Annotated in this window: 31 protein-coding genes; 23 read left to right on the plus strand and 8 right to left on the minus strand. The window is 69.4% G+C overall.

What is annotated here, in order from left to right:
* Nucleotides 1-36: 36 nt before the first annotated feature.
* The gene (locus tag ACRXBZ_RS32245; protein ID WP_433882255.1) at nucleotides 37-816 is read right to left on the minus strand and encodes a maleylpyruvate isomerase N-terminal domain-containing protein; all 780 of its coding nucleotides are present in this window, start codon (nucleotides 814-816) and stop codon (nucleotides 37-39) included.
* Nucleotides 817-1,125: 309 nt separating this feature from the next.
* Here ACRXBZ_RS32245 and uvrA point away from each other — a divergent pair, with 309 nt between their 5' ends.
* Both uvrA and ACRXBZ_RS32255 read left to right on the plus strand, forming a co-directional pair.
* Nucleotides 1,126-3,987, plus strand: coding sequence for an excinuclease ABC subunit UvrA (gene uvrA / locus ACRXBZ_RS32250; RefSeq protein WP_433882256.1), 2,862 nt, complete (start codon nucleotides 1,126-1,128; stop codon nucleotides 3,985-3,987).
* A gap of 118 nt (nucleotides 3,988-4,105) precedes the next feature.
* Complete coding sequence (locus ACRXBZ_RS32255; RefSeq protein ID WP_433882257.1) at nucleotides 4,106-4,435, plus strand: hypothetical protein; 330 nt, start codon at nucleotides 4,106-4,108, stop codon at nucleotides 4,433-4,435.
* Between the two features lie 148 nt (nucleotides 4,436-4,583).
* Here the strand turns inward: ACRXBZ_RS32255 and ACRXBZ_RS32260 are convergent, their stop codons facing one another.
* Both ACRXBZ_RS32260 and ACRXBZ_RS32265 read right to left on the minus strand, forming a co-directional pair.
* Complete coding sequence (locus ACRXBZ_RS32260; protein WP_433882258.1) at nucleotides 4,584-5,171, minus strand: class IV adenylate cyclase; 588 nt, start codon at nucleotides 5,169-5,171, stop codon at nucleotides 4,584-4,586.
* A 12-nt stretch (nucleotides 5,172-5,183) separates the two neighbouring features.
* Nucleotides 5,184-6,020, minus strand: a complete 837-nt coding sequence (locus ACRXBZ_RS32265) for a helix-turn-helix domain-containing protein (protein WP_433882259.1) — start codon at nucleotides 6,018-6,020, stop codon at nucleotides 5,184-5,186.
* Between the two features lie 72 nt (nucleotides 6,021-6,092).
* Here ACRXBZ_RS32265 and ACRXBZ_RS32270 point away from each other — a divergent pair, with 72 nt between their 5' ends.
* Genes ACRXBZ_RS32270 through ACRXBZ_RS32280 form a run of 3 tightly spaced genes read left to right on the plus strand, consistent with a single transcriptional unit; the run spans nucleotide 6,093 to nucleotide 6,900 of the window.
* Nucleotides 6,093-6,263, plus strand: a complete 171-nt coding sequence (locus tag ACRXBZ_RS32270) for a hypothetical protein (protein WP_433882260.1) — start codon at nucleotides 6,093-6,095, stop codon at nucleotides 6,261-6,263.
* Nucleotides 6,260-6,754: a hypothetical protein gene (locus ACRXBZ_RS32275; RefSeq protein ID WP_433882261.1), complete on the plus strand. Its 495-nt coding sequence runs from the start codon at nucleotides 6,260-6,262 to the stop codon at nucleotides 6,752-6,754. Before ACRXBZ_RS32270 ends, ACRXBZ_RS32275 begins: the two co-directional genes overlap by 4 nt.
* 2 nt (nucleotides 6,755-6,756) lie before the next feature.
* Nucleotides 6,757-6,900 carry a hypothetical protein gene (locus ACRXBZ_RS32280; RefSeq protein ID WP_433882262.1) on the plus strand — a complete coding sequence of 48 codons (144 nt, stop codon included), beginning with the start codon at nucleotides 6,757-6,759 and terminating at the stop codon, nucleotides 6,898-6,900.
* 138 nt (nucleotides 6,901-7,038) lie between these two features.
* On the opposite strand, the gene ACRXBZ_RS32285 is transcribed toward ACRXBZ_RS32280, so the two are convergent.
* The gene (locus tag ACRXBZ_RS32285; RefSeq protein WP_433882263.1) at nucleotides 7,039-7,455 is read right to left on the minus strand and encodes a phage terminase small subunit; all 417 of its coding nucleotides are present in this window, start codon (nucleotides 7,453-7,455) and stop codon (nucleotides 7,039-7,041) included.
* Nucleotides 7,456-7,887: 432 nt separating this feature from the next.
* Between ACRXBZ_RS32285 and ACRXBZ_RS32290 the strand changes: the two genes are divergently transcribed.
* From ACRXBZ_RS32290 to ACRXBZ_RS32310, 5 genes are all read left to right on the plus strand, one after another.
* On the plus strand, nucleotides 7,888-8,190 hold the full coding sequence (locus ACRXBZ_RS32290; protein WP_433882264.1) for an SRPBCC family protein: 303 nt from the start codon (nucleotides 7,888-7,890) through the stop codon (nucleotides 8,188-8,190).
* Nucleotides 8,191-8,366: 176 nt separating this feature from the next.
* Nucleotides 8,367-8,792, plus strand: coding sequence for a hypothetical protein (locus tag ACRXBZ_RS32295; RefSeq protein ID WP_433882265.1), 426 nt, complete (start codon nucleotides 8,367-8,369; stop codon nucleotides 8,790-8,792).
* A complete protein-coding gene (locus tag ACRXBZ_RS32300; RefSeq protein WP_433882266.1) occupies nucleotides 8,789-8,944 on the plus strand; it encodes a transcriptional regulator in 156 nt (51 codons plus the stop codon). The genes ACRXBZ_RS32295 and ACRXBZ_RS32300 overlap by 4 nt, the downstream gene beginning before the upstream one ends.
* Before the next feature lie 186 nt (nucleotides 8,945-9,130).
* Nucleotides 9,131-9,289: a hypothetical protein gene (locus ACRXBZ_RS32305; RefSeq protein WP_433882267.1), complete on the plus strand. Its 159-nt coding sequence runs from the start codon at nucleotides 9,131-9,133 to the stop codon at nucleotides 9,287-9,289.
* Complete coding sequence (locus ACRXBZ_RS32310) at nucleotides 9,286-9,498, plus strand: hypothetical protein (RefSeq protein WP_433882268.1); 213 nt, start codon at nucleotides 9,286-9,288, stop codon at nucleotides 9,496-9,498. The genes ACRXBZ_RS32305 and ACRXBZ_RS32310 overlap by 4 nt, the downstream gene beginning before the upstream one ends.
* Nucleotides 9,499-9,578: 80 nt before the next feature.
* On the opposite strand, the gene ACRXBZ_RS32315 is transcribed toward ACRXBZ_RS32310, so the two are convergent.
* Entirely contained in the window at nucleotides 9,579-12,032 is a 2,454-nt protein-coding gene (locus ACRXBZ_RS32315; RefSeq protein WP_433882269.1) for a type 1 periplasmic-binding domain-containing protein, read from the minus strand.
* A 103-nt stretch (nucleotides 12,033-12,135) separates the two neighbouring features.
* Here ACRXBZ_RS32315 and ACRXBZ_RS32320 point away from each other — a divergent pair, with 103 nt between their 5' ends.
* Complete coding sequence (locus ACRXBZ_RS32320; protein ID WP_433882270.1) at nucleotides 12,136-12,405, plus strand: hypothetical protein; 270 nt, start codon at nucleotides 12,136-12,138, stop codon at nucleotides 12,403-12,405.
* A 55-nt stretch (nucleotides 12,406-12,460) separates the two neighbouring features.
* Here the strand turns inward: ACRXBZ_RS32320 and ACRXBZ_RS32325 are convergent, their stop codons facing one another.
* On the minus strand, nucleotides 12,461-12,940 hold the full coding sequence (locus tag ACRXBZ_RS32325) for an NUDIX hydrolase (RefSeq protein WP_433882271.1): 480 nt from the start codon (nucleotides 12,938-12,940) through the stop codon (nucleotides 12,461-12,463).
* A 108-nt stretch (nucleotides 12,941-13,048) separates the two neighbouring features.
* On the opposite strand from ACRXBZ_RS32325, the gene ACRXBZ_RS32330 reads away from it, so the two are divergent.
* A complete protein-coding gene (locus ACRXBZ_RS32330; RefSeq protein WP_433882272.1) occupies nucleotides 13,049-14,104 on the plus strand; it encodes a DNA polymerase IV in 1,056 nt (351 codons plus the stop codon).
* Between the two features lie 49 nt (nucleotides 14,105-14,153).
* Here the strand turns inward: ACRXBZ_RS32330 and ACRXBZ_RS32335 are convergent, their stop codons facing one another.
* Nucleotides 14,154-14,312 carry a hypothetical protein gene (locus ACRXBZ_RS32335; protein ID WP_433882273.1) on the minus strand — a complete coding sequence of 53 codons (159 nt, stop codon included), beginning with the start codon at nucleotides 14,310-14,312 and terminating at the stop codon, nucleotides 14,154-14,156.
* A gap of 69 nt (nucleotides 14,313-14,381) precedes the next feature.
* Here ACRXBZ_RS32335 and ACRXBZ_RS32340 point away from each other — a divergent pair, with 69 nt between their 5' ends.
* Both ACRXBZ_RS32340 and ACRXBZ_RS32345 read left to right on the plus strand, forming a co-directional pair.
* Entirely contained in the window at nucleotides 14,382-14,567 is a 186-nt protein-coding gene (locus ACRXBZ_RS32340) for a hypothetical protein (RefSeq protein ID WP_433882274.1), read from the plus strand.
* Between the two features lie 72 nt (nucleotides 14,568-14,639).
* Nucleotides 14,640-15,506 (plus strand): universal stress protein, encoded by an 867-nt coding sequence (locus ACRXBZ_RS32345; protein WP_433882275.1) that lies wholly within the window; start codon nucleotides 14,640-14,642, stop codon nucleotides 15,504-15,506.
* A 300-nt stretch (nucleotides 15,507-15,806) separates the two neighbouring features.
* Here ACRXBZ_RS32345 and mftR read toward each other — a convergent pair whose 3' ends face one another.
* Complete coding sequence (gene mftR, locus ACRXBZ_RS32350) at nucleotides 15,807-16,373, minus strand: mycofactocin system transcriptional regulator MftR (RefSeq protein ID WP_433882276.1); 567 nt, start codon at nucleotides 16,371-16,373, stop codon at nucleotides 15,807-15,809.
* A gap of 155 nt (nucleotides 16,374-16,528) precedes the next feature.
* On the opposite strand from mftR, the gene mftA reads away from it, so the two are divergent.
* From mftA to ACRXBZ_RS32395, 9 genes are all read left to right on the plus strand, one after another.
* Nucleotides 16,529-16,636, plus strand: coding sequence for a mycofactocin precursor MftA (gene mftA, locus ACRXBZ_RS32355; RefSeq protein WP_433882277.1), 108 nt, complete (start codon nucleotides 16,529-16,531; stop codon nucleotides 16,634-16,636).
* Between the two features lie 2 nt (nucleotides 16,637-16,638).
* Nucleotides 16,639-16,911: a mycofactocin biosynthesis chaperone MftB gene (gene mftB, locus ACRXBZ_RS32360; RefSeq protein WP_168587584.1), complete on the plus strand. Its 273-nt coding sequence runs from the start codon at nucleotides 16,639-16,641 to the stop codon at nucleotides 16,909-16,911.
* Between the two features lie 164 nt (nucleotides 16,912-17,075).
* Entirely contained in the window at nucleotides 17,076-18,269 is a 1,194-nt protein-coding gene (gene mftC, locus ACRXBZ_RS32365) for a mycofactocin radical SAM maturase (protein ID WP_433882278.1), read from the plus strand.
* Nucleotides 18,266-20,200: a mycofactocin system FadH/OYE family oxidoreductase 1 gene (locus ACRXBZ_RS32370; protein WP_433882279.1), complete on the plus strand. Its 1,935-nt coding sequence runs from the start codon at nucleotides 18,266-18,268 to the stop codon at nucleotides 20,198-20,200. The genes mftC and ACRXBZ_RS32370 overlap by 4 nt, the downstream gene beginning before the upstream one ends.
* Nucleotides 20,197-22,140 (plus strand): mycofactocin system FadH/OYE family oxidoreductase 2, encoded by a 1,944-nt coding sequence (locus ACRXBZ_RS32375; RefSeq protein WP_433882280.1) that lies wholly within the window; start codon nucleotides 20,197-20,199, stop codon nucleotides 22,138-22,140. Before ACRXBZ_RS32370 ends, ACRXBZ_RS32375 begins: the two co-directional genes overlap by 4 nt.
* Nucleotides 22,137-23,072 (plus strand): mycofactocin-associated electron transfer flavoprotein alpha subunit, encoded by a 936-nt coding sequence (locus ACRXBZ_RS32380; RefSeq protein ID WP_433882281.1) that lies wholly within the window; start codon nucleotides 22,137-22,139, stop codon nucleotides 23,070-23,072. The genes ACRXBZ_RS32375 and ACRXBZ_RS32380 overlap by 4 nt, the downstream gene beginning before the upstream one ends.
* Entirely contained in the window at nucleotides 23,065-24,369 is a 1,305-nt protein-coding gene (locus tag ACRXBZ_RS32385; RefSeq protein WP_433882282.1) for an FAD-dependent oxidoreductase, read from the plus strand. Before ACRXBZ_RS32380 ends, ACRXBZ_RS32385 begins: the two co-directional genes overlap by 8 nt.
* 25 nt (nucleotides 24,370-24,394) lie before the next feature.
* Nucleotides 24,395-24,706 (plus strand): hypothetical protein, encoded by a 312-nt coding sequence (locus ACRXBZ_RS32390; protein ID WP_433882283.1) that lies wholly within the window; start codon nucleotides 24,395-24,397, stop codon nucleotides 24,704-24,706.
* 16 nt (nucleotides 24,707-24,722) lie between these two features.
* On the plus strand, nucleotides 24,723-25,016 hold the full coding sequence (locus ACRXBZ_RS32395; RefSeq protein ID WP_433882284.1) for a ferredoxin family protein: 294 nt from the start codon (nucleotides 24,723-24,725) through the stop codon (nucleotides 25,014-25,016).
* Nucleotide 25,017: the final 1 nt, after the last annotated feature.

Genomic DNA, 25,017 nt, shown 5'->3' on the forward strand with positions numbered 1-25,017 from the left:
CCCAAGAGCGCTCGGTGAACGGAGGAACGGCCGTCCTCAGAGCCAGCGCGGGAGGTTCGGGAAGTCGCCGTCCAGCCGGTCCGGGCCGGTGCGGCCCAGCAGCCAGCCGAGCATCGGGCCCGGCTCACCGCGCACCCGGCTCGGCGGCGAGGTGGTCCCGCGCAGGTCCCAGCTCCGCCGGTGGTCGCCGAAGTCGACCTCCACCGACAGCGCCGGCACGTCCGGCCGACCGCCGAACTGCTGCACCACGTCCTCCAGCAGCTGCTCGGCGTCCGGCTGCGGGATGTCGGCGAAGTCCACGTCGTGATCGAGGTCGACCAGATGCGTCCAGACCTCCAGCAGGCGCAGGCGCAGCATGTGGTGCGCGGGCATCGGGTCGCCGACCGCGTCGGCGATCTCCGCCGTCCACGCGGCGGCCGGCAGCGCGTGGGCGGCGTGGGCGAAGCGCTCGCAGGACGCCGCCAGGTCCTCCAGCAGCAGCCGGTGGCTGCGCACCGCTCCTTCGGCGATGGCCTCGTCACGGTCGTCGCCGCTGGCGTACATCGCGTGCTCGACGCCGGTCCGCGCCCAGATCAGCAGGTTGTGGAAGCCGTCGGCGTTGCGCGCCAGGTGCGTGATGACGTGCGCCCTGCTCCAGCCGGGCAGCAGACTGGGCTGGCGCACGGCCAGCTCGTCCAGCTCGGCGACGGTGTCCAGCAGCCGACTGCTCGCTCGCTCTACGGCGGTCAGCTGTGCGGTGATCTGGTGGGCGAGGTGCGCGGCGGCCGCCGGTTGGGTACTACTGCGGCCACCGGTCCCGAGGACGATGTCAGCCATGAGTGAACCTCTGCATGCAGGGGGTGTTTTCGCGACCGGTGAAGAGTCGAGCTTAATTGCGCAGGCCACAGCGGCGACAGTGCCCATTCCGGGGGAATTTGCGTATCGTCGGAGGAGCCGCGGCCGACCTGCCCGTATGTCACTCGTCCGAGTGGGTGGGGGGTTGTTGCGCGGACTGCGCGCCGCACGCGCTCCGGGTCTGTCAGGTGCCCCGAATAGCATGGGCGGGCGACGTCGCGTACCTGCCGATGCGCTGCTTGCAGCCGGCGCGCGTCCACGTCAACACCAGAACTTTTCGAAGGGATCACAGTGGCTGACCGCCTTGTCGTTCGCGGCGCCCGTGAGCACAACCTGCGCGGGATCGACCTCGACCTGCCCCGTGACAGCCTGATCGTGTTCACCGGGCTGTCGGGCTCCGGGAAGTCGAGCCTGGCCTTCGACACCATCTTCGCGGAGGGGCAGCGCCGCTACGTCGAGTCGCTGTCCGCCTACGCCCGGCAGTTCCTCGGTCAGATGGACAAGCCCGATGTGGACTTCATCGACGGCCTGTCCCCGGCGGTGTCGATCGACCAGAAGTCCACCAACCGCAACCCGCGGTCGACGGTGGGCACCATCACCGAGGTGTACGACTACCTGCGACTGCTGTACGCGCGGGCGGGCAAGGCGCACTGCCCGACCTGCGGCGAACCGATCAGCAAGCAGACCCCGCAGCAGATCGTCGACCAGGTGCTGGAGATGCCCGACCGGGCCAAGTTCCAGGTGCTGGCCCCGGTCGTGCGCGGGCGCAAGGGCGAGTACGCCGACCTGTTCGAGCAGCTGCAGTCGCAGGGCTACGCGCGTGCCCGCATCGACGGCGTGGTGCACTCGCTGGACGCGCCGCCGAAGCTGAAGAAGCAGGAGAAGCACGACATCGCGGTCGTCATCGACCGCCTCACGGTGAAGGCCAGCGGGAAGCAGCGGCTGACCGACTCGGTGGAGACCGCCCTGCGGCTGGCCGACGGCCTGGTGCTGATCGAGTTCATCGACCTCGACGAGGACGACCCGAACCGGGAGCGGAAGTTCTCCGAGAACCTGGCCTGCCCCAACAGCCACCCGCTGGGCGTGGATGAGCTGGAACCGCGGTCGTTCTCGTTCAACTCGCCCTACGGCGCCTGCCCGGAGTGCGCGGGGCTGGGCATCCGCAAGGAGGTCGACCCCGAGCTGGTCGTGGCGGACGAGGACCTGTCGCTGGCCGACGGCGCGATCGCGCCGTGGGCGGGCGGGCACACCGCGGAGTACTTCACCCGCCTGCTGACCTCGCTGTCGGAGGCCATCGGCTTCCGGATGGACGCGCCGTGGCGGCAGCTGTCCACCAAGGTCAAGAAGGCGGTGCTGCACGGCACCAACGACCAGGTGCACGTCCGGTACAAGAACCGCTACGGGCGGACCCGCTCCTACTACGCCAACTACGAGGGCGTCATCCCGTTCCTGGAGCGGCGGCTGGAGCAGACCGAGTCCGACTACGCCCGCGAGAAGTACGAGGGCTACATGCGGGACGTGCCGTGCCCGGCGTGCGACGGCACCCGGCTCAAGCCGGAGATCCTGGCCGTGACGATGGCGAACGACGAGTTCGGCGAGCTGTCCATCGCCGACGTCAGCGCGCTGAGCGTGAGCGCGTGCGCCGCGTTCCTGAACGGGCTGGTGCTCGGGCCGCGCGAGCAGATGATCGCCGGGCGGGTCCTCAAGGAAGTTCAGGCGCGGCTGGGCTTCCTGCTCGACGTCGGCCTGGACTACCTATCGCTGGACCGCGCGGCCGGGACGCTCTCCGGCGGCGAGGCGCAGCGCATCCGGCTGGCCACCCAGATCGGTTCGGGCCTGGTCGGCGTGCTGTATGTGCTGGACGAGCCGTCGATCGGGTTGCACCAGCGGGACAACCACCGGTTGCTGGAGACGCTCAGCCGGCTGCGGGACCTGGGCAACACGCTGATCGTCGTCGAGCACGACGAGGACACCGTGCGCAGCGCGGACTGGGTGGTCGACATCGGCCCCGGTGCGGGCGAGCACGGCGGCCAGGTCGTCCACAGCGGACCCTACAAGGCGTTGCTGGAAAACAAGAAGTCGCTGACCGGTGACTACCTGGCCGGGCGCAAGCAGATCCCGCTGCCCGCGGTGCGGCGCCCGCGCGACCGCAAGCGGCAGCTGACGGTGGTCGGGGCGCGCGAGCACAACCTCCGCAAGATCGACGTGTCGTTCCCGCTGGGCTGCCTGGTGGCGGTCACCGGCGTGTCCGGATCGGGCAAGTCGACGCTGGTCAACGACATCCTCGCGTCGGTGTTGGCGAACAAGCTCAACGGAGCCCGGCAGGTGCCCGGCCGGCACACCCGGATCAGGGGCCTGGAGCACGTCGACAAGCTGGTGCAGGTCGACCAGTCGCCGATCGGCCGCACCCCGCGGTCGAACCCGGCCACCTACACCGGCGTGTTCGACCACATCCGCAAGCTGTTCGCGGCGACCACCGAGGCGAAGGTGCGCGGCTACCAGCCGGGCCGGTTCTCGTTCAACGTCAAGGGCGGCCGTTGCGAGTCGTGCGCGGGCGACGGCACGCTGAAGATCGAGATGAACTTCCTGCCGGACGTGTACGTGCCGTGCGAGGTGTGCAAGGGCGCCCGGTACAACCGGGAGACCCTCGAGGTGCACTACAAGGGCAAGACGATCGCCGAGGTCCTCGACATGCCGATCGAGGAGGCCGCGCACTTCTTCGAGCCGATCAACGCGATCCACCGGCACCTGAAGACGCTGGTGGACGTCGGCTTGGGCTACGTGCGGCTCGGGCAGCCCGCGCCGACGCTCTCCGGCGGTGAGGCGCAGCGCGTGAAGCTGGCGAGCGAGCTGCAGAAGCGGTCCACCGGCAAGACGGTCTACATCCTCGACGAGCCGACCACCGGGTTGCACTTCGAGGACATCCGCAAGCTGCTCGGCGTGATCAACGGCCTGGTGGACAAGGGCAACACGGTGATCGTGATCGAGCACAACCTGGACGTCATCAAGATGTCGGACTGGGTGCTGGACATGGGCCCGGAGGGCGGCTCGGGCGGCGGCACCCTGGTCGCCGAGGGCACCCCGGAGGAGCTCGCCGAGGTCGACGAGAGCCACACGGGCCGCTTCCTCGCCCCGGTGCTGTCCGGGGACTGACCCCGTCGAGGTGGAGGGCGCCTCTTGCCGACGTGCTCGGCAAAAGGCGCCCTTTTCTACGTGGGCAAGGTCAAGAGGCAGACGACCCGTACGCCGCCACGTGCAAACAAGTTTCGGTATGCCGGTAATTCAGGCGAACGCGGTCACGCTCGGCGTGGAGCTGCGGCGCGGCGGGGAAGCGTTGCAGGCGGCGAACGTACTCGACCCCGGCGACATCGTGTCGGTGCCGCGCCGGTCCCGCCACCTGATCGAAGTCGCCCGCGTTCACGCGCTACAGGGCGATTGGGCGGCAACGCTGGCCACGCTTGACCAGGCGGAGCGCACAGCGCCGGAAACCGCCAGGTTCAACGGGTGGGCACTGGAGTTGACGCACAAGCTCATGGATCGCCCGCCGGGTGGTGAAGCGGCGGCGGTGCGGTGCCTGGCGGGACGCGTCGGGGTCCGCTGATCGGGTAGGGGTACAAACCGTACCTATCGGCAGTGCCCGGCCGGGCGATCTTGGCGTCATGCATGAAGCGCTGGGGATATTGCCTCCCTTCCTGATCGGTGGCCAGCCGCGTACGGATTTGGGACCCACGTTTGCCCCACGCTGTTGATCACGGTTTGCCCCACGAGCGGAAGGTGGCTCCATGACGTCGTGCGGCGACGGCGTCGGTGTACTTCTCCGTCGTGAGGTCGTCGTTGGTGATGCCGAGCGAGTCGAGCACGGCCCGCACTGCGTCGAGACCGGCGGTGATGTCGGTCTCGTCCGCGACGATTGTCTCGACCTCGATGAAGGTGCCGTCCAGCTCTGGCACGTGTACCAGGGTCGCGAGCACGTCGCGGCCGCGTTCGGTGAACCGGAAGTTCCGGCAGTGCTTCTCGAACGCGATGTACTCGACCAGTCCGAGCGTTGCTAGCAGGGCGGCAACCGGTTCGGCGTCGGCGAGTGTGGTCTCGTTCTCCGGTTTCGACCCGCTGTAGTGCACCGGGGGTTCTTTGAACGTGAGCAGGGTGGTGCTCGTCGTGGCCGTTTCCGCTACGCGCAGACGGACTTCGTAGCCCTGGCCGTCGAGGCTGCCGGACGGCCAGTCGAAATACCGGTCGCGGTAGGTCTGCACCTGCTCTTCGGCTCGCTGGCGGAGCCGCTCCCGGACCGTTTCGGGGTCGCTGACACGAGCCTTGAGTTCTGCCTCGACCGCCACCGTGGAACCTCCCTAGATCACCTGCCGGGACTGCGCCCGTAGTTCGTCGGTGAACCTACGGAACCCACGATGCAGCGCGCCATGCGCCGACGCTGCGATCTTGTACATGGGCGAGGTGTGCCCCTCGTGTTCTCCGCCGAACGCGGAGACGAACTGCACATCGTCGAGTGCCAGCACCCGCCAAGTCGGCAACATGTCGTAGAAGTACACCTCGACCTGAGCGCCGGTTTGCTCCCGCAGTTCCCGCAGCCGAGCGACACACAAGCTGACACCGGAGGCGAACGACTCGTGAGATTCGCCGACCTCAGCGGCGCGACGCCGGGCGGCGGCGCTGTCCGGGTCCAGCAGCAAGGCCCGGAACGCGGGGCGGTTCTGGGCGACGGTGGCGCGGAGAAGCGAGTCGTTCATGCCGATGATGCCGAGCCCGCGCACGGCGAGGATGTCGATTCTCTGGGCTGTCGAGGCAGCCTGCCGGATCTCGGGTGTCGCGTCGGCCTGCGAACGGTAGGCGGCCAGCATCTCGGCACCTCCGATCGATCCGAGATGGTCGAGCCCGGACGGATGCACCGGGGCGAGGCCGAGCAGTACGCGAGTCTCGTCGGGCATGGCGAGCCCGTCAGCGATGCGTTCGAACACCTCGAACGCGGTCACCGTGCGGGTTCCCCGCAGGATCTCGGAGATGCGGCCTTGCAGGATGCCGGTTGCCATTGCCAACTGCGTCTGGCTCGCTCCGGTGCCGCGCTGGACTGCACGGAGGATTCCGGCGACGTCGCGTTTTTGGCACGCCTCCCGCATGTGGTCCGCGTTCCACACGGTCGGGGGAATGATCAGGGTCTCCCAGTTGGCCATCAGGTAACTATCTCACGGTGAGATACCCGGCGTGATATGGGCTAACCGGGCGAAACTGGCGATGTTCAAGACATGCATGAAGCGCTGGGGATATTGCTTGGGTTGCTGGCCTGGTCGGTGATCTTCGTTCCGCTGTTCATCGTGTGGTGGCTGCCAGGACATCGCGAGAAGCAAGCACTCAAGGCAGCGGCCCGGCGTCGGGAGGAACGGCTTCGCCGTCGCGCTCCGGGGCGTGCCGCGTGATCGGGCAGCGTTCCGGACTGGTGGTCCTGTTGCGCTTGCGGTCGGAGTACGCCTCGCCGGGCGGGCCGCCGGAGGTGCATGCCTACCCGGTCCCCGCCGACAAGCTCGGCGAGCCGGTCGTGTTGACCGCGCCGTGTGGCCACGTGCTCGAACCGGGCAAGGGCGAACAGGTCGCCGTGTTCGTCGGCGTCCCATGTGTGCCGTGCATGCTGTACACGCTGGGCAATGACGCGGCAGACGAGCGTCCCGCACTCGCCACCGAACCGGAGCGTCCGGTCGGCGACATCGCCGACTCCGGCCGCTACGCCGTCGGACTCCGGGGCGATCATATGAGGCACCTCGTCGCCGACAACGCGATCCGGTCCACGTTGGATGGGCGCGACGTGGTGCACACGGCGTGCGGTCATCTCGGGTGGGGACCGCTGGAGTCCGCACCGGAACACTGGCCGATCTGCCCGGAATGCTGCGAAGCGGCGGGAGTGGTCGCGTAGCCGTGCGACCGACACAACATCGCGGCGGGATCATCGCGGCCGGGTCCAGCGTGACATGGTCCGGCGACCTCGCCGACGAGCTCTCCACGCCGACGCGGCCGGAATCGTCCGCCTCTGCCCTGGTACACGTCGACGAGCGCTCGTAGCTGAACGTGCTGCCGCGAGACACGTCGCCTACGGCCGTCCCCAGATCACGCGGAAGCTACTCGCCGACGTGCTCGCTGGACTGCAACGACTGTAGAAGCCGGTGCGGCTACGGCCATTGCTTGCTGAGTGCTCTAGCTCTAACTCCGATCGCAACCGCTGTCGGTCCAATGCGGACAGTCCGAAGCGTTGTCCCTGAAGGCGGATCCTGCGGCAAGAGCGATCTTGTCCCGCACCCCGTCGACCCGCCAATACGAGTCGACCAGGTCCGCGAGCATGAATAGCCTGTGGCGATCGGTGTAGTCGTACTGCGTGGCCATTGGAGACGCCCACAGGTCCTGCCGGGACTGCACCGTGCGCGCATCCCACGGGATATGCCGTTCCGGGAGCTCCGGCGCGGTCACGTCGTGCTCATGGGTCAACGTCGCCCACTGCTTGATCGTCTTCGGACCGCGCTTGGGTCGGCTCGTCGGGTTGGCCGGGCAGTGCTGCGCTGAAGTCAGCGACGCTGCCCCGGGGCACTGATCCGACGATGGCTTCGCCGAGCACGGGGTCATCGCGCGGGTATCCCTTCCTGATCGGTCGCCAGCCGCGTACGGCGTCGCTGGCCGGAGTCAGTTGCCCGGCGACGTGCAGGCGGCTGGTGACGTCGGGGCATTGGCGGGTGCGTTCGTCGGCTCCCCAGCACTTTGGAGTGATCTTGGTCTGCCCGCTAAAGTGCCCTTCGCGCTTCGTCCGGACGTGGCAGGACGGCGTCGACGGGACGAGTGGTAAGGCCGGTTCGCCGCACTGGCCGGGGTCGGTCGGTTTGCCGTTTCGGGTTCGTTACCCGGGACGATTACGTTCGGCGGCATGGTGCACAACGAGTTCTCGGTTTCGGGCAGACGGCGGCCCTATGGCAGTGGTGGCGATTTCGCGCGAAATCGCCGCTCGCCACGCCTGCAAGGTGACGATTTCGCGCGAAATCGCCCCCAGCCACGCGCGTGATCGTGCAGGCTCCGCCAGAGGCGGTGTTCGCGGTGCTGGCGGATCCGCGCAAGCATTCGGTCATCGACGGTTCCGGCACGGTGCAGGGGGAGATGAGCGGCCCGCAGCGGCTGGTGCTCGGATCCAAGTTCGGGATGCGGATGCGCAGGGGCGTCGGCTACCGGATCACCAACACCGTGGTGGAGTACGAGGAGAACCGGCTGATCGCGTGGCGGCACATGCTGCCCGGCCGGTGGCGGTACGAGCTGGCGCCGGAGGGCGACTCGGCGACCAGGGTCACCGACCCTACGACTACACCGCGATGATGCCGAAGCTGGTGGCCCGCACCGGCTTGCCCAAGCAGAACCAGCGGTCGATCGACGCCACCCTGCAGCGCCTCAAGGCATACGTGGAGGGCGAGCAGGGCTGACCCCCCCATCTGCGGAAAGTAGGTGCCCTTACGACATCTACTTGACAAGAAAGTAGCTGCGAACCTGGCTGCATGGACGAGGTGCAGGTTGAGGCCGCCGCGCAGCTGGCGCGCGCGGACCGGTTGGGGGCCGAGGCCCGTCGCGGCGGGCGCTGGTACGTGCGGTACTTGCTGGTGTTCGGGGTCGCTTCCTTCGTCCTGGCCGCGGTTTTCGCGTTCGTGGACAACTCGGCCGCGGTCGTCGTGGGTACGCCGCTGTGGATCGTGTTCGTCGTCGGCATCTCCGTGTGGGCGGCAACCCGCAGGGTGGGGCTACGTGGCTTCGGGGCGCTCCACGGCATGGTCATGTCGGCGTGGACCTCGGCTTGGATCGCAACGGTCGTCGTCGGCGGCAATTGGATGTCCCAGGTGTGGCAGTGGTGGCTCGGCGGAGGGGGCGTGATGGCGGCGATCGCGTTCGTCGGCGCCGGTGTCGCGCACAGCCGGAGCCGGGGATGAGCGGCGGAGCGCATCCCCGGCACCAACTGGATGAGCTCATCCACTCGCCGGTGCGGTTCTTCATCGCCGCGACGCTCGCGGCGGTGAACCAGGCCGAGTTCAGGTACGTGCGCGACATCATCGAGGTCAGCGACTCGGTACTCTCCAAGTAGGTGTCGACGCTGGAGGATGCGGGCTACGTCAAGGTGAAGAAGGGGTACGGCGGCAAGCGCCCCGCACCTGGCTCAGCCTCACGGCGAAGGGCCGCCGCGCGTACGAGGCGCACCTGGCGGCGCTGAAGGCGATCACCACGCAGCCGGTCGCGGAGCCGATCGGGGAGCGGAGCTGACGTGGGTGCCGTGAGCATCGCCGCGATCGCGGCGGAACTCGTCATCATGATCTGCGGCCCGGTCGCCGCGGCCATCTGGATCCGCTGGCGGTTCGCCGTGCCGGGCCGCGTTTTCTGGATCGCCGCGGGTTCCTCCTCGTCAATCTCGTCGTCAACGTGCCGCTCGTGACGCTGCTGTGGCCGTCGCTGTTCGGTGCAGGCAGCTGGGCGCTGCTCGCGGCGACCGCGATGACCTACGCGGTCTGCGAGGAGATCGCGCGGTACCTGAGCTTCCGCGCCGGCCGGAGCATGCGGGCCAACTGGGCCTTCGTCGCATGTGCTTCGGAGTCCGTGACAGCGGTCTCCCCGGCTGACTTGACCGGCTGCCTCGCCCCATAGGACTGCGGCCTGAAGGGCACCTTGGAGCAACCTCGAAGCAATCTCGTTGCTCGAAGGTGCCCTTCACCGCTTCTGGGCGATCACGGGGGGCATTGGCCGGTTTGGTGTGGGGTGTTCCCGCAGTGCATCACGAGTACGGGTTTGCGGTCGTTGGGCTGAGCGCTGTCCGGGCCCGCCTCCACGACTCGCATCACCGAGATCGCCTTGCGGACCGGGACCTGTCCGGCCGGGGCGCCGAAGTCGATGGCGCCGCTGTTCGCGCGGATACCGCCCGGGTTCTCGCCGAGCCGGGCGATCCCGTACCAGACGGCTTGGCCGTTCAGCGGCGTCGTGCCGACCTCCACCTTCTCGTCGGTCACCTTCCGCACCGCCTGCCGGACGAGGTCGACCGCGTCGAACGCGAGCAGTCCCCGCCCCACCAGGCCGTCGGTGCCTTCTTGCACGCGCAGGCCGGTGAAGTCGATGTAATCCAGCTGGACGCCGGGCGGCAGCTGGCGGTCGAGCAGGAACTTCGTCGTGTCGTCCCCGGCCATCAGACGTGGCCGCATCTTGGGGTCGACGCACTTGTCCTGCACCGTGTTCAGGTACTTCCCGAACTGGTCCGCCCTTCCGGAGAAGAAGACCAGCGAATCGGGACTGCATCGCACGGCGTCGGAGGGGTTGGAGCGCTGCGGGTCCACTAACCGCGCCGAATCCTCCAGCTGCGCCCCGATGTCCTCGGCCAGGTTCTTGCTGTAGAGGTCGCCTTCCTCGTAGTACACGGCGACGTCGTGGACGCCAATGTTGCGCACGTGTTGCGCGACGACCTGGGACTCCCAGAGATTGGTCGGCCCCACCTGGTGGTAAAGCCTGCTCAGCTTGGGGAAGTCGTCGGCCGAGGTCACCGTGCCGACCATGGTCAGCCCGCTGCGCCCCAGTGTGCTGATCGCCTTTGCGGTCCCGTCCCAGCTGCCGCCCAGCCCGACGACCGCCACCACGGGCGGTTCGCCCGGCGACGTGCCCCTGGCGTATTCGACGATGCGCTCGGCGACGTCGGGAGCGTGGCTCATCGAGGCGCCGCCGTTGGCGAGCACGACCCGGATGGCCACGCCGCCGTCCAGCCGCGCCTTCTCCTGCGCCTTCGCCAAGCCCTCCAACTCGGCGGCGACTCCGTCCAGAGTCGACGAATCGGGGTCCTTGCCGGTGAGGGTGCTGAAGTAGACGACCGAGACGTAGGGCAGTGGCTGATCCTGGTCCACCCGGTTCTTGCCCTCAGCCAGGTCGTTTTCGCCTTCGATCGCCTGCTGCGCGTCGATGAGCCGATTGCGCAGGTTCTCATCCTTGATGTCGCTGGAGAAGTGGTAACCGGGGTCGGCGATACCGACGCATTCGTCGCCAGCCGACCACAGATCGGTGTTGGTCCACGGCCACCAACTCCGGCCGCAGTGCTGCTGGTACTGCTGGAGGTAGGCGGCCCCGCCGCCGAGGACCAGCAGGGCCACCAGCAGGATCGGGATGCGCCGCAGCAGCTTCGAGCGCTTCAGCGGCAGGCTCGTCTGGCCCAGCGAAACACCGGGTTCGTCGTCCGCCGAATGCGGCTCGCCGGCCACCCGCAGCGTCACGTACCAGGCGGTGTTCGAGCGCTTGCGCCGCGCTTCCTGCAGGGTCTCGGGCCAGCTTTCGAGGGTGACCGGTGCGCTGGGCGTCTCGCTGTCCTGCAGCGGCTGCGCGCCGCCGCCGATCACCAGCAGCGGGTCGGGAACGCCGGTCTCGTTGCGGACGTCGTTGATGAGCCGCACCAGGATCTTGCCGGCTGTCTCATCCCCGAGGTTGCGCAGCAGCAGCACCGGGTAGCAGTCCTTGGGCACCCACTGCCACCGCCACAGCCTCCTGGTGTACGACTCGGCCAGGTCGGTCAGGAACGCGTGCACCAGGAGTTTCCGCACCTGCTCGGCGTTCTCCCAGCGCGATGGCGTGGTGATCAGGCGCTGGGCGAAGCTGGGGAAGTCCGCCGATTCGCGCGGGGACAGGTAGCGCTGCCGCATGAACCAGCGGGCGACGCGGCCCCGGCGCACCCACCAGGCGTAGTACAGCGGGAAGAACGTCAGCGAAAGCGCGAAGAGGTACCAGGGCAGGCTCTGGGCGGCCGACTCCCAGAGTGCGGCTTCCTGCTGGGGCTGCTGTCTGTCCCGCCGGGGTCGGCGGCTTCGGAGGTATTCGCGCAGCAGCTGCCGGGTGTGCGAATGCGGGGCCTGGGCCAGGTTCGTCGGTGGCAAGTTTTTCTTCAGCAGCCAGCTCAGCAGCGCGTAGCGGCGGAAGCGCAGCCGGCCGATCCGCGGCCACGAGTCGGCGTCGCGCAGCCCTTGGGCCCCTTTGTCCAGCAGCTTCCGGATCTGCACCGACTTCTGCCGCGGGGTTTCGGCGGGCGTCCCGCCGACGTCCAGCCTCACGTGCGGCACGACGGTTCCGAGGTGGCCGGAGAGCTGATCGATGAGGGCGCCGGAGTCGTTGTCGCGCAGCAGGTGGACGATCGGCTGGTCCGGGATCTTCTCCATGCGACGTCGCCTGATCCACCGCCGGTCGAGGCGCGATGGAAGCTGGGAGACCGGAACTCCCAGGCTCACCGATGCTTCCGTCATCCTCACCCCCGGTGATTGATTGATCATTCAATGCGACGTTACCGGGCGGGATGGCGGATTCACACCTGTTTCAAGGGTTTTCCCCGCGGCCCTGGCTACCTCGGTCGGCCAGGTACGCCGGGGCGGGTTTACCACGGGTGCGGGCCGCCGCGCGGCCGTACTCGACGCCGAAGGCATCCAGGCGGGGCGAGTGGTGGTCGACCAGGCGCCGCCGGAAGTCCGCGAAGTCGCGGTCGGGGCTGCTTCAGGCGACCTCGGCGAACGCGGTCGGCCGGGGGAGGCGGCGTAGTCCACGGGGCTCGGGGTGTTCAGGTACTCGGTCCAGACCTGCGCCTACCCAGTTCTCACGGCAGGCGTCCGGAGGCGCGCAGCAGGTCGAGCAGTCGGTCGACGAACTCGGCTTGGGCAGGGTTGAGCTTCTCGCGGGCGGTTCCCGGGTCGCACCACAGGGCGCGGTCGACCTCCGGGAAGCTCTGGCGGCGGCCAGACTTCGGCGGCCACTCCATCTCGAACTCGTTGCTGCGCAGGGCGTTCGCATCGAAATCGCCCTCGATGGCCCAGGCCGTCACAAGTTTGCCGTTGCGCTGCTTCGCCTCGCCGAGCGGCGAGAGCTCGCGGTCGGTCAACGGCATGCCGGTCTCCTCGGCGAACTCGCGGGTGGCCGCGGCCAGCGCGTCCTCGTCCGGCTCGTACTCGCCCTTGGGGATGGACCATGCCCCGGCGTCCTTCTTCTTCCAGAACGGACCGCCCGGGTGCACGACGAGGACCTGCGGTGATCCGTCCTCGATCTTGAACAGCAGGATGCCGGCGCTTCGTTTGCTCACCCCACCAGTGTCACGCACCCTGGCCGGTACCGAAGCACGGCGTCCGAAGCGGATGGTCGCGCCGGACACGTGGTTCGGGTCCGTCGGCGAGCCGCTCTGGCGGAATTCGTGAAATCCATCGATGCTGGCAGCGTGGAACGGGTCGTGCTGCACGTGGATCTCGATCAGTTCATCGTCGCGGTCGAGCTGCTGCGACATCCCGAGCTGCGGGGACGGCCGGTGCTCGTCGGCGGGTCCGGCGACCCGAAGGAGCGCGGCGTGGTGGCCGGGGCGTCCTACGAGGCGCGGGAGTTCGGGGTCCGCTCCGGGACACCGCTGCGCACTGCGGCAGCCCGTTGCCCGGAGGCGGTGTTCCTGCCCGCCGACCGCGAGACCTACCTCGTCGCGTCCGCCGACGTGATGGCGGCGCTGCGGGAGGTCGGCGGCATCCTGGAGGTCGCGGGGTGGGACGAGGCGTTCATGCTGGTCGACACCGAGGGCGCCGAGTTCACCGCGCGATCGGTGCAGCGGCACGTGCGGGAACGCACCGCCCTGGCGTGCTCGGTGGGCATCGGCGACAACAAGCTCCGCGCGAAACTGGCCTCCGGGTTGGCCAAACCCGCCGGGGTGTTCCGGCTGGACGTGTCCAACTGGGTCGAGGTGATGGCGTCGCGTCCGACGGACGCGTTGTGGGGCGTCGGGGCGAAGACGGCGAAGAAGCTCGCGGCGCGTGGCATCGCCACCGTCGGCGACCTGGCGCGGACCGCGATGGCCGACCTCGTGGGCGAATTCGGCCCCAACATCGGGCCCTGGCTCGTCGCGCTCGCGCACGGCTACGACTCGACGCCAGTCACCGACGAGCCCTACCAGGCGCGCTCGCACGGCCGTGAGGTCACCTTCCAGAAGGACCTCCGCGACGAAGCCGAGATGCGCTCGGAGATCACCCGCCTGTCGCGCGTCGTCGCCGATGACCTGGCCGTCGAGGACGCCCTGGCCCGCCGGGTCGTGGTGAAGGTGCGCGATTCCCGCTTCGCCACCCACACCCACGGAGTGTCGCTCCCGGCTCCCACCCGCGAAGCCGACGCCATCGAGCGCGCCGCCCAGACCGCACTCGGCCGGTTCCCGCTGGACCGCCCGGTCCGCCTGCTCGGCGTCCGCGCCGAGATCGCCCGCACGGCGAGCTGAGGCGAACGGACCGCCCGTCTCGCTAGGTGGCGCGAACTGTCCGTCCGTTTCAGACCTCTGGTGCGCGTTCTGTGAGGGCCTTGTTCAGCAGCTGGGCCAGGTGGTAGTCGACGCGGCTGCGCATCGCCAGCGCATCGCCAGCGATCGACTCGGCGAGCTCGCCGGGCATCTGCTGGGTGACCCCACCGCGCTCGACATCACCGACCACGCCTGATCCCGGTTTCCGCCAGCCAGGTACCGATCGTGCTCTTGGCCGCTGCAGAGCGTGTTCCGGAACGTGTTGGTTGAAGCGAACGGGCCGTTCGTGCCGTCCTATGAGGCTGTTGCGTTTTCGACGAAACGGCCGAACGGCCATGTACCGCGAGCTGTCCTTCAACGACCCGCACACGACCTCGCGCAGCTCGGCGAGCTCGCCGACCGCAACACCGAGCTGCTCGTCGCCGGGCGCATGCCGACCCGCTGAGTTCCGGCGAGCGAGTCCGGGCGGGCTGGACCACCCTGGTGCCGTGATGCGGACAGCACCGGGGAGGCGGGCATGAGCGGCAGTCCAGTGATCGTGGGCGTCGACGGTTCGGCGGTCGCGCGGAACGCGGCCCGCTGGGCGGCGTGGGAGGCGGCGCGGCGTGGGGTCGATCTCCGAATCGTCTATGCGGACGCGACCGCCCAACCCGCGCTGGGCGAAGCTGAGCCGGCGCCCGTCCGCGGCGAGGTCGCGCACTGGCTGGACGCCGCCGTCGAGAGCGCGCGCGAGCAGGCGCCGGAGGTGTCCGTCGCAGCCGCGTCCGTGCCCGGCACGGCGGAGAAGGTGCTGGTCGCGGAGTCCGAGCGCACCGGGCTCCTGGTGGTGGGTGATCGCGGTTTCGGCGGCTTCACCGGCCTGCTCGCCGGTGCCGTCGCGGTGAAGGTGGCCGCGCACGCGCACTGCGCGGTGGCCGTCGTGCCGGATGTCGGTGAGCCGCTGCGCTTCCCGGTGACCGGACCGGTCGTGGCCGGGGTGGACGACGCCGCGTCGGCAGAGCCCGTGCTGGAGCACGCCTTCGCGGTGGCCGCCTCCCGGGCTGTGCCGCTGCACGTCGTGCACACCTGGGAAGTGGTCGGGATCGATCTCAAGTGGCTGCGCAGCCGGCTGCCCGAGCAGGAGGTCAGCGAGAACGAGGAGCGGTACGTCGCCGAGGTCCTGGCGGGCTGGGAGGAGCGGTTCCCCGACGTCGAGGTGCTGCGGTTCGTCGGCCGCGGATCACCGACCGCGGAGCTGCTCGCCCGCGCGGCGGCTGCGCAGCTCGTGGTGGTGGGCGCGCGCGGCCGCGGCGGCGTCGCCGGCGCCCACCTGGGCTCGACCAGCCACAAGCTGATCCACCACTCGCCCTGCCCGGTCCTGGTCGTCCGCAACATCGCGCGTTGAAAATCCCTTTGTCGCAACGAGTTCGAGGTCCGGCAGGCTCCGGGGATCGCTGATTGTGTCACCCGGTATTTCCATGCTCGGGAGGCCATACGTGACCTTCAAGGCCATTCGACGATGAGTGGGATATGACCCCGACGTCTCCGGTTTCAAGGAGGGCGACCACGGGCATCGGCGGCGTCGGCATCAACGCCGCGCAGGGTGCCGCGGCGGCGGCGCGCGCTACGTGGTCGCGGTCGACCCGGTCGCGTTCAAGCGGGAGAAGGCAGCGCCTACTGATCCGGGCCGATGCGGGGCGGGATGTCACTCGGCGTCCGGCCGCCCGAATGCTGCTGCAAGTTCGCGCATCGCGGTGTCGAGCAGTTCGGTGAGCTCGGAATCCGTTCTGCCGAGCCACCGTTCGTAGGCGGCGATGGCGACGCCGAGCGTGGCGTGGGCGATGGCCTGCGGCGTGAGGGCGTCCTCGGGCTGGCCGAGGCGTTCGCCGACGAATTCGGCGATGACCTGACGCCAGGCCTGGAACCGCAGCGTCGAGTGGGCCTGCAAGGCGGGCACTCCGAGGATGAGCTGCATCCGGCGGCGGTGCGCCGGAACCTGCTCCGGGGCGACCCGGTTGAACTCGACCAGGCAGTGGCGGATCGCGTCCATCAGTGGGGTTTCCGGCGGCGCGGCGTGGAAGTCCGCGCGCATCCGGTCCAGTTCACCGTCGAAGTCGCCCCACGGGACGTCGTTCTTCGACGGGAAGTAGTGGAAGAACGTCCGCCGAGCGATGCCCGCCGCGCGGGCGATGTCGGCGACGGTGGTGTTCTCGAAGCCGCGTTCGTCGAAGAGTTCGAACGCGACCTGCTCCAGCTCGGCGGCGGTGGTCACCTTCCGTCGACCACCGAGGCGGTGGGCTGCGCCAATGGTGTTGTGCCCCAAAGGATGCATCTCCAGGTCTTTCAAAATGCACTCGGTGCAAATATGGTAGCCGGAGTGGCCAGGGCGGCCGACTCGGTTCGGCCCTCATCGATGAGGAGCATCGCATGGCTGACGAACAGCACGAGATAGGCACTGCCGCCGCGGACCCGGCGGTCGAAGAGGACCTGCTGGTCGAAGAGGTCTCGATCGACGGGATGTGCGGGGTCTACTAGTGGTGGCCGGTGCAGCGGAATTCGATCCGAGTCGCGGTTACCGGCTGAACCCGCAGGTCGCGTTGCGCCCGGAGCCGTTCGGGGCGCTCGCGTACCACTTCGGCAACCGCAGGCTGTCGTTCCTGAAGGTTCCCGAGCTGGTGGATCTGGTGCGCGGGCTCGCCGAGCACGCCAGCGTCGAGGACGCCCTGCTGGACGTCCCGGCGGAGCGCCGGGCGCAGTTCCGGCGGGCGCTGTCCTCGCTGGCGGCCACGGACATGATCCGGCCCCGATGATCGGTGGCGATTTCGCGCGAAATCGCCGCCTCCCCTGCACGGGAAGCGTCGATTTCGCGCGAAATCGCGAGTCCGTACCCGACCGGAGTCCGTACCCGACCGGAGTCCGTACCCGACCGGAGTCCGTACCTGGTCCCGAGTCCGTCGAACCCGTGGAGTCGAAGATGACTGCTGTGCAACCGGCGCCCGTGCCTTCGCTGGTGGAGCAGTTCAAGGGCGGGCTGGCCGCCCCGATCTGCTTGACCTGGGAGTGGACCTATGCCTGCAACCTGGCTTGTGAGCACTGCCTTTCGTCGTCCGGGCGGCGGGATCCGCGCGAGCTGAGCACGGCCGAGATGAAGGCCGTGATCGACGAGATGCAGCGGATACAGGTCTTCTACGTCAACGTCGGCGGCGGCGAGCCGACGGTGCGCCCGGACTTCTGGGAACTGCTGGACTACGCCATCGAGCACCAGGTAGGTGTGAAGTTCTCCACCAACGGGCTGCGCATCGACGCCGAGCGCGCCCGGCAGCTCGCGGCCACCGACTACGTGGACGTGCAGATCTCCCTGGACGGCGCGACGCGCGAGGTGAACGATGCCGTGCGCGGTCCCGGGTCGTTCGGCATGGCGATGCGCGCGCTGGAGAACCTGTCGGCGGCGGGCATGCGGGACTTCAAGATCTCGGTGGTCATGACCCGGCAGAACGTGTCGCAACTGGACGATTTCAAGGCCATCGCCGACCGGTTCGGCGCGCAGCTGCGGATCACCCGGCTGCGCCCGTCGGGGCGCGGCGCGGACGTGTGGGACGAGCTGCATCCGACGGACGCGCAGCAGCGCGAGATCTACTCGTGGCTGGTCGAACACGGCGAGCAGGTGCTCACCGGGGACTCGTTCTTCCACTTGAACGCCCTTGGGTCGACGTCGCTGCCGGGTTTGAACCTGTGCGGCGCCGGTCGGGTGGTGTGCCTGATCGACCCGGTGGGTGATGTGTACGCGTGCCCGTTCGCGATCCACGACGAGTTCAAGGCCGGAAACGTGCGCGATGTCGGCGGATTCGCCCGGGTGTGGCGGGAATCTGAGCTGTTCACCGAGCTGCGGCAGCCGCAGTCCGGCGGTGCGTGTCAGTCGTGCTCGGAGTTCGACGCGTGTCAGGGCGGCTGCATGGCAGCCAAGTTTTTCACTGGCCTGCCGTTGGACGGCCCCGACCCGGAGTGCGTGAAGGGGCACGGGCAGACCGCACTGTCCGTTGTGGACCGTTCGGGGTTGCCGAAGGCGTCGCGGGACCATTCCCGGTCGTCGCGGCGGCGGGTCGGACTGGGCATGCCATCGGTGCCGGCCAAGCCGTGCGACTCCAGCCCGCTGGCGAGCCAGTCGTGAGACTGACCGACGGCGTCCGGCTGGGCGCGGTGCCGGCCCCGTCGCGGGTGCTGTTCGGGCCGCACGAGACGAATCTTGGCCGTAGCCGCGGCATTTCCGACCGGCATGTGGCCTACTACGCGGCGCGGGCGGCCGGCGGTGCAGGCGTGATCGTCACAGAGATCGCCAGCGTGCACGCCTCCGACTGGCCCTACGAGCGCGCACCGCTCGCCGCGGAGTGCGGCCAGGGGTGGGCGGCTGTCGCCGAGGCCTGCCGGCCGCACGGCGCGGTGGTGCTCGCCGGTCTCGGGCACTCCGGCTCGCAGGGAGCTTCGGCGTTCTCGCAGAGCGCGCTGTGGGCGCCGTCGAGGGTGCCGGACGTGGCCAGCCGTGAGATGCCGATGGAGATGGAGCAAGGCGAGATCGACGAGCTCGTCGCGGGTTTCGCCGCCGCGGCGGAATCGGCGGTGCGGGCCGGGTTGGACGGCGTCGAGATCGAGGCGGGCCAGTACTCGCTGCTCCGCCAGTTCCTGTCCGGGCTGACCAACCAGCGCGACGACGCCTACGGCGAGGACAAAACACGGCTGTTGAGCGATGTTCTGGCTGCCGTTCGCCGCACGGTCGGTGACCGCGTTGTGGGGCTGAGGCTGTCCTGCGACGAACTCGCGCCTTGGGCGGGAATCACCCCGGAGCAGGCCGCCGGGATCGTCGAGGCCGTGCTGGACCGGATCGACTACCTCGTGGTGGTGCGCGGATCCGCGATGGGGACCTCGGCGACGCGGCCCGACCTGCACACCGAGCCGGGCTTCAACATCGACCTGTGCCGCCAGATCCGGTCGGTCGTGAGTGAAAAATCCGTTAAGAACCGGAACGAACACTCACGAGCGTTGGTGGTGCTGCAGGGCAGCGTCGTCGAGCATCAGCAGGCGCAGCAGGCGCTGGACGGCGGTGTCGCGGATCTGGTCGAGATGACCCGGGCGCAGATCGCCGAGCCACGGCTGGTCGAGCTGGTCCGCGCCGGGCACGCGGACCGGGTCCGGCCCTGCGTGCTGTGCAACCAGAAGTGCCGCGTCCGGGACAACCGCAACCCCGTCGTCTCGTGCATCGGCGAGCCCTTCAGCGGGCACGAGGGCGAAAGCGGCAGCGTGGCCGGGCCGCCGCGTAACGTGCTGGTCGTCGGCGGCGGGCCTGCCGGGTTGGAAGCAGCGAGGGTGCTGGCCGAGGGCGGGCATGCCGTCGAGATCGTCGAGCGCTCCGATCGGCTCGGCGGCACGGCGTCGCTGGCGGCGGAGGTCGGCGGACGCGGGCGGCTGCGCGGGCTCGTGGACTGGCTGGAGGCGGAGGTGCGCCGGCTCGGCGTGCGCGTCATGCTCGGCACCGAGATCACCGAAGCCGACCTGGACACCGAACGGGAAGTGCTGGTCGCCACCGGATCGGTCCCCGGACCCCGCGCGTACGAGGTCCTCGGCGGCGCGGTCATCGACGTCGTGGACCTGCTCGGCGGACGCTCCCCGGCGGCTGGGCCGGTGGTGGTGTTCGACCCGGTCGGGGACGCGGTCGGGGTCGGAGTCGCCGAGCTGCTGGCCGGGCAGGGGCGGGAGACGGCGATCGTCACGCAAGACCAGGTCGTGGGCACGCAACTGGCCCTGACCGGCGACCTGGCCGACGCCAACGGGCGGTTGCAACGCGCCGGGGTCCGGCTGGAGAAGCGCTCGCTGCTGCGCGAGGTCCATCCCGATCACGTGGTCCTGGAAGACACCTTCACCGCCCAGCGCCGAACCCTGCCGTGCGCGACACTGATCCACTGTGGACATAGGCTGCCGGACCCGCAGCTGGCGGCGTGGCCGCGGGCCGGCGACTGCGTGGCGCCCAGGACGATCCACGAGGCGATCCGGGAAGGACGCCGTGCGGCGCGCGCCATCGCCGCGCTGGTCGGAGGAGGGGTGAGATGAGCCGCTACCTGTTCTCGCCGCTGCGGATCGGCCCGGTGACCGTGCGCAACCGCATCGTGTTCTCGGCGCACCTGACGAACTACGCCGAAGACGGCCTGCCCAGCGAGCAGCACGCCGCCTACTACGCGGCGCGCGCCGCCGGTGGCGTCGGCCTGGTGATCACCGAGGAACATTCGACGCACCCGACGGACTGGCCGTACGAGAAGCTGATCCACGGCTTCCACCGGTCGGTCGTGCCCGGCTACCGCCGGATCACCGAAGCGGTCCACGCCCACGGTGTTCCGATCTTCGCCCAGCTCAACCACAACGGCGGCCAGGCGTCCTCGATGTACTCCAGGCTGCCGGTGTGGGCCCCCTCCGCCGTGCCGGACCCGATGTTCCGCGAGGTGCCCAAGGCGATCGACAGCCGCGAGATAGCCGAGGTCGTGGCCGGGTACTGCACCGTCGCCAGCCACTGCGTGGAGGGCGGATTCGACGGCGTCGAGCTGCAGTGCTCGCACTCGTCGATCGTGCGCGGTTTCCTTTCCCCGGCGACGAACAAGCGCACCGACGCCTACGGCGGAACGCTGGTCAACCGCGCACGAATCCTGCTGGAGATCATCGACGCGGTGCGCGAGGCGCTCGGTCCCGACCGGGCGCTGGGCGTGCGGTTGTGCGGCGACGAGCTGATCGAGGGCGGCACCACCATCGACGAGGCGGTCGAGGTCGCTCGCATGGTGGAGGCCACCGGCAAGGTCGACTACATCAACACCTCCATCGGCGTGGCCACCTCGACGCTCTACATGATCGAGGCGTCGATGGCGATCCCGCCGGGCTACGCGCTGTTCATCTCCAACGCCATCCGCCGCGCCGTGCGGCTGCCCGTGGTGGGCGTGGGGCGGATCAAGGACCCGCTGCAGGCCGAACGCGCGCTCGAAGAGGGCCACTGCGACCTGATCGGCGTCGTGCGCGGCCAGATCGCGGACCCGGACTTCGCGGCCAAGGCCCGCTCCGGGCACGCGAGCGACATCCGGACCTGCTTGTCCTGCAACCAGGAATGCGTCGGGCGGATGGGCCTGAACCGCTGGCTCGGCTGCATCGAGAACCCGCGGACCGGCAAGGAATCCGTGGCGCTGCCGATACCCCGGGCGCGCAAGCGGGTGCTCGTCGTCGGGGGCGGACCGGCGGGCCTGCAAGCCGCGTCGACCGCGGCCGAGCGGGGCCACCACGTGACGCTGTTCGAGCGGGAACAGGCGACCGGCGGGCAGGTCGCCGTCGCCGCGACGGCGCCCAGCCGCGCCGAATTCCTCGACGTGGTCCGGAACCTGCGCGCGGAATGCGAGCGATACGGCGTGGACGTCAAGACCGGTGTCGCGGCGACGGCGGAGATGCTTCGCGACGAGCATCCGGACGTGGTCGTGCTCGCGACCGGGGCCCGGCCGCAGCCGGTGCACTGGGCTGGCGGCCTCGACCGGATCGTCGACGTCCGCGATGTCCTGGAAGGCCGCGCGGCCCCGGCGGGCGACGTGCTGGTCGTCGACGACCTGGGGTTCCACCAGGCGGCCTCGGTCGCCGAGCTGCTGGCCGACCGCGGCTGCCGGATCCAGATCTCCACGCCGGGCATGGTGGTCTGCCAGGACCTCGGCGTGACCCTGGACCTGGAGACCTTCAACGTCCGTGCACATGCGAAAGGCATCGGGCAGCGCACCGACGAGGTCGTAATGTCGGCATCGGCCGAGTCGGACGGCGTCGCGCTGCAAATCCTCAAGCACACCACCGGGGAGATGACCGAGGCCCGCTTCGACTGGGTCGTGTGCGCGGCGCACCAGACCCCGGACGACGCCCTGTGGCACGAGCTGAAGAAAGCCCCGTTTCCGGTGCACCGGGTGGGCGACTGCATCACGCCGCGTCGCGCGCACGCCGCGGTCGTCGAAGGACATCGAATGGCGGTGAGCCTGTGAATATACTGCCGGAGATGCTCGCGGTCGTGATCGTCCGCGACGGGACGCTGCCCTGCGGCGCCGACGAAGTGGCGGCCGAATGCGGCGGCGCGGTCCTCGTGGCCGGCACCGGAACACCGGAGGCGGCTAGCGCTTTCACGGCGGCGCAGCGCATTTGGACGGCCGAGGCTCCGAGGATCGCGCCCGGGGCGCTGGCCGCAGCGCTGGCGCCGCTGCTCGAAGCGGTCGACGTCGTGGTGCTACCGGCCTCGCCGGACGGCCGCGACATCGCCGCCCGCCTTGCCTTCCAGAGCGAACGACCGCTGTTCGCCGGCGCGACCCGGTGCACCCCGAAGCACGTCGATCTGTCCAGGCTGGACGATTCGCTGAAAGTCCCGGTCGCCCTCGACGAACCGGCCGTGGTCACCCTCATCCCGGGCGTGCGCGGCACGCCGCGTCCGGTGGCGGCCCCGGATCCGGTCGAGCTGACCATCACCCTGCCGGACGTGCTCGACGCGGAGGTCGTCGAGATCCTCGAACCGGAGCCCGAAACCGTCGAACTGGCCGAGGCCAAGCGGATCCTCGGCGGCGGAGCCGGGCTGGTGCGACCGGGCGAGGACGGCGCGGCGGTGATGCGCACCCTGACCGAGGTGGCCGCCGCGCTCGGAGCCTCCGCCGGCGCGACCCGGGTGATCACCGACGCGGGCTGGGCCGGGCACGATCGCCAGATCGGCACCACTGGCGTCGTCGTCGACCCCGACCTCTACGTCGCCTTCGGCGTCTCCGGAGCGACGCAGCACGTCGGCGGCCTGGGCCGACCGGCGCACGTGGTCAGCGTGAACACCGACCCGTCGTGCCCGATGACCGCGATGGCCGACCTGGGCATCGTCGCCGACGCGCCCGAAGTCCTGCGCGAACTGGCGCGCCGACTGAACGGAGCCGCCGATGGCTGAACAGTCCAGTGTGGACGCCGTGGTGGCCGGGGCGGGCCCGGCCGGTTCGGCCGCGGCGTTGGAGCTGGCCCGGGCGGGGCGCAGCGTGATCCTCCTGGAACGCGGCCCGTTCCCCGGGGCGAAAAACGTCTACGGCGGTGTCGTCTACGGCCGGGTGCTCGACGAGGTCCTGCCCCGCTGGTGGGAAGACGCGCCGGTCCAGCGGTGGGTCACCCGCCGCAGCACCATGATGATGACCCCCACCCAAGCCCTCACCGTCGACTTCCGCACGCAGGACTGGGGAAGCGCGCCGTACAACGGCATGACGACCTACCGCGCGGACTTCGACGCATGGCTGGCGGGCAAAGCGGTGGACGCCGGTGCGCGCCTAGTGACCTCCACCGTCGCCACCGAGCTGCTGCGCGACGCCTCCGGCCGCGTGGTCGGCGTCCGCACCGACCGCCCCGACGGCGACATCCGGGCGCAACTCGTCGTCGCCTGCGATGGAGTCAACTCGTTCCTGGCGAAGCAAGCCGGGCTGCTCCCGCGAACGGACCCCGAACACCAGACTCTCGGCGTGAAGGAAACCCTTTCCCTGCCGAGGAGAACGATCGAAGAGCGCTTCGGGCTAACCAAAGACGAGGGCGCGGACTTCGAAATCGTCGGCTGCACCGGAGAAATCCCCGGCGGCGGCTTCCTCTACACCAACCGCGACACCATCAGCGTCGGCGTGGTGCTGTCGCTCACCGGCCTGGCCAAGTCCGGCCGACGCCCCGAGGAAGTCCTCGCGGACCTCAAGGCTCACCCGGCGATTGCGCCCTACCTGCGCGGCGCGGAGCTGAAGGAGTACTCCGCACACCTGATCCCGGAGGGCGGCTACCGCAGCATGCCGCCGCTCACCGCGGACGGCCTGCTGGTCGCCGGGGACGCGGCCGCGATGTGCCTGGCGGCGGGAATCTGGCTGGAGGGCGTCAACTTCGCCATCGGCTCCGGCCTGGCCGCGGGCCGGACCGCCGCCGAAGCCATCGCCGCGGGCGACCCCACCCGGCTGGCAGGCTACCGCAAGCGGCTGGAGGACAACTTCGTGCTGACCGACCACAAGAACCTGCAGGGCGCCCCGCACCTGGTCCTCTCCGACCGGGTCCAGCAGCAGTACCCGCGGCTGCTGTGCGACTTCGCCCAGGAGGTCTTCACGGTCCGCAACCCGGTACCAAAACCCGGGCTCGGCAAGCTGTTCCGCCGAACCGCCGCCCGGCACGGCGTCCGGCTGCGACAACTCGCCGCCGACGCCTGGGCCGGCTTCCGGGTCTTCGGCTGAGGAGAGGCGACCTGGTGTGTGTTTCTTGTTCGCTGTTGACCATCGTCGGCAATGTTGGTCGGGACGTATCCCGCTGGCGAATTCGCGCGGACGGCAGGTCGCTCGGCTGGCACTGCGCGCCGGCAGGAGCGAAAAGGATGCGCCACCGTTCGGTCTGGCCCTGCCGGATGCCGATGTGCGGAAAGTTCTGCAGCTGGGTTTCGACGAAACGGTAGCAACCGTGAAAACCATCGTGCGGGAACGGGCCGATCGCCGACCGGATCAGACTGCCGATCCAGCACTCCAGCCTGCGAGCGGAGAGCGAAGCATCCAACTGACGATCAACTCTGATCAATAAGTAGGAAGCAGTGCAAATGCACCAGTATCCCGAAGTGTCGTTCGAGGACCGGATGGGTACCATCGACTTCCAGGTCGGCGGCCGCCCGCACATCACCGTGGACGCCGAGATCTGCCGGTCCTGCACCACGAAGGAATGCGTCCACGCCTGCCCGGCGAAGCTGTTCGTGCCCACCGGTGACGGCGGCATCCTGTTCAACTACGAGCAGTGCTTCGAATGCGGCACCTGCTACCAGATCTGCAACAAGGCCGGCGCCATCACCTGGACCTACCCGGATGGCGGGCACGGCGTCGTGTTCCGGAGGGGCTGAC

The organism is Saccharopolyspora hattusasensis, assembly GCF_050972075.1.
In the GTDB taxonomy this organism is placed as follows: Bacteria; Actinomycetota; Actinomycetes; order Mycobacteriales; family Pseudonocardiaceae; genus Saccharopolyspora; species Saccharopolyspora hattusasensis.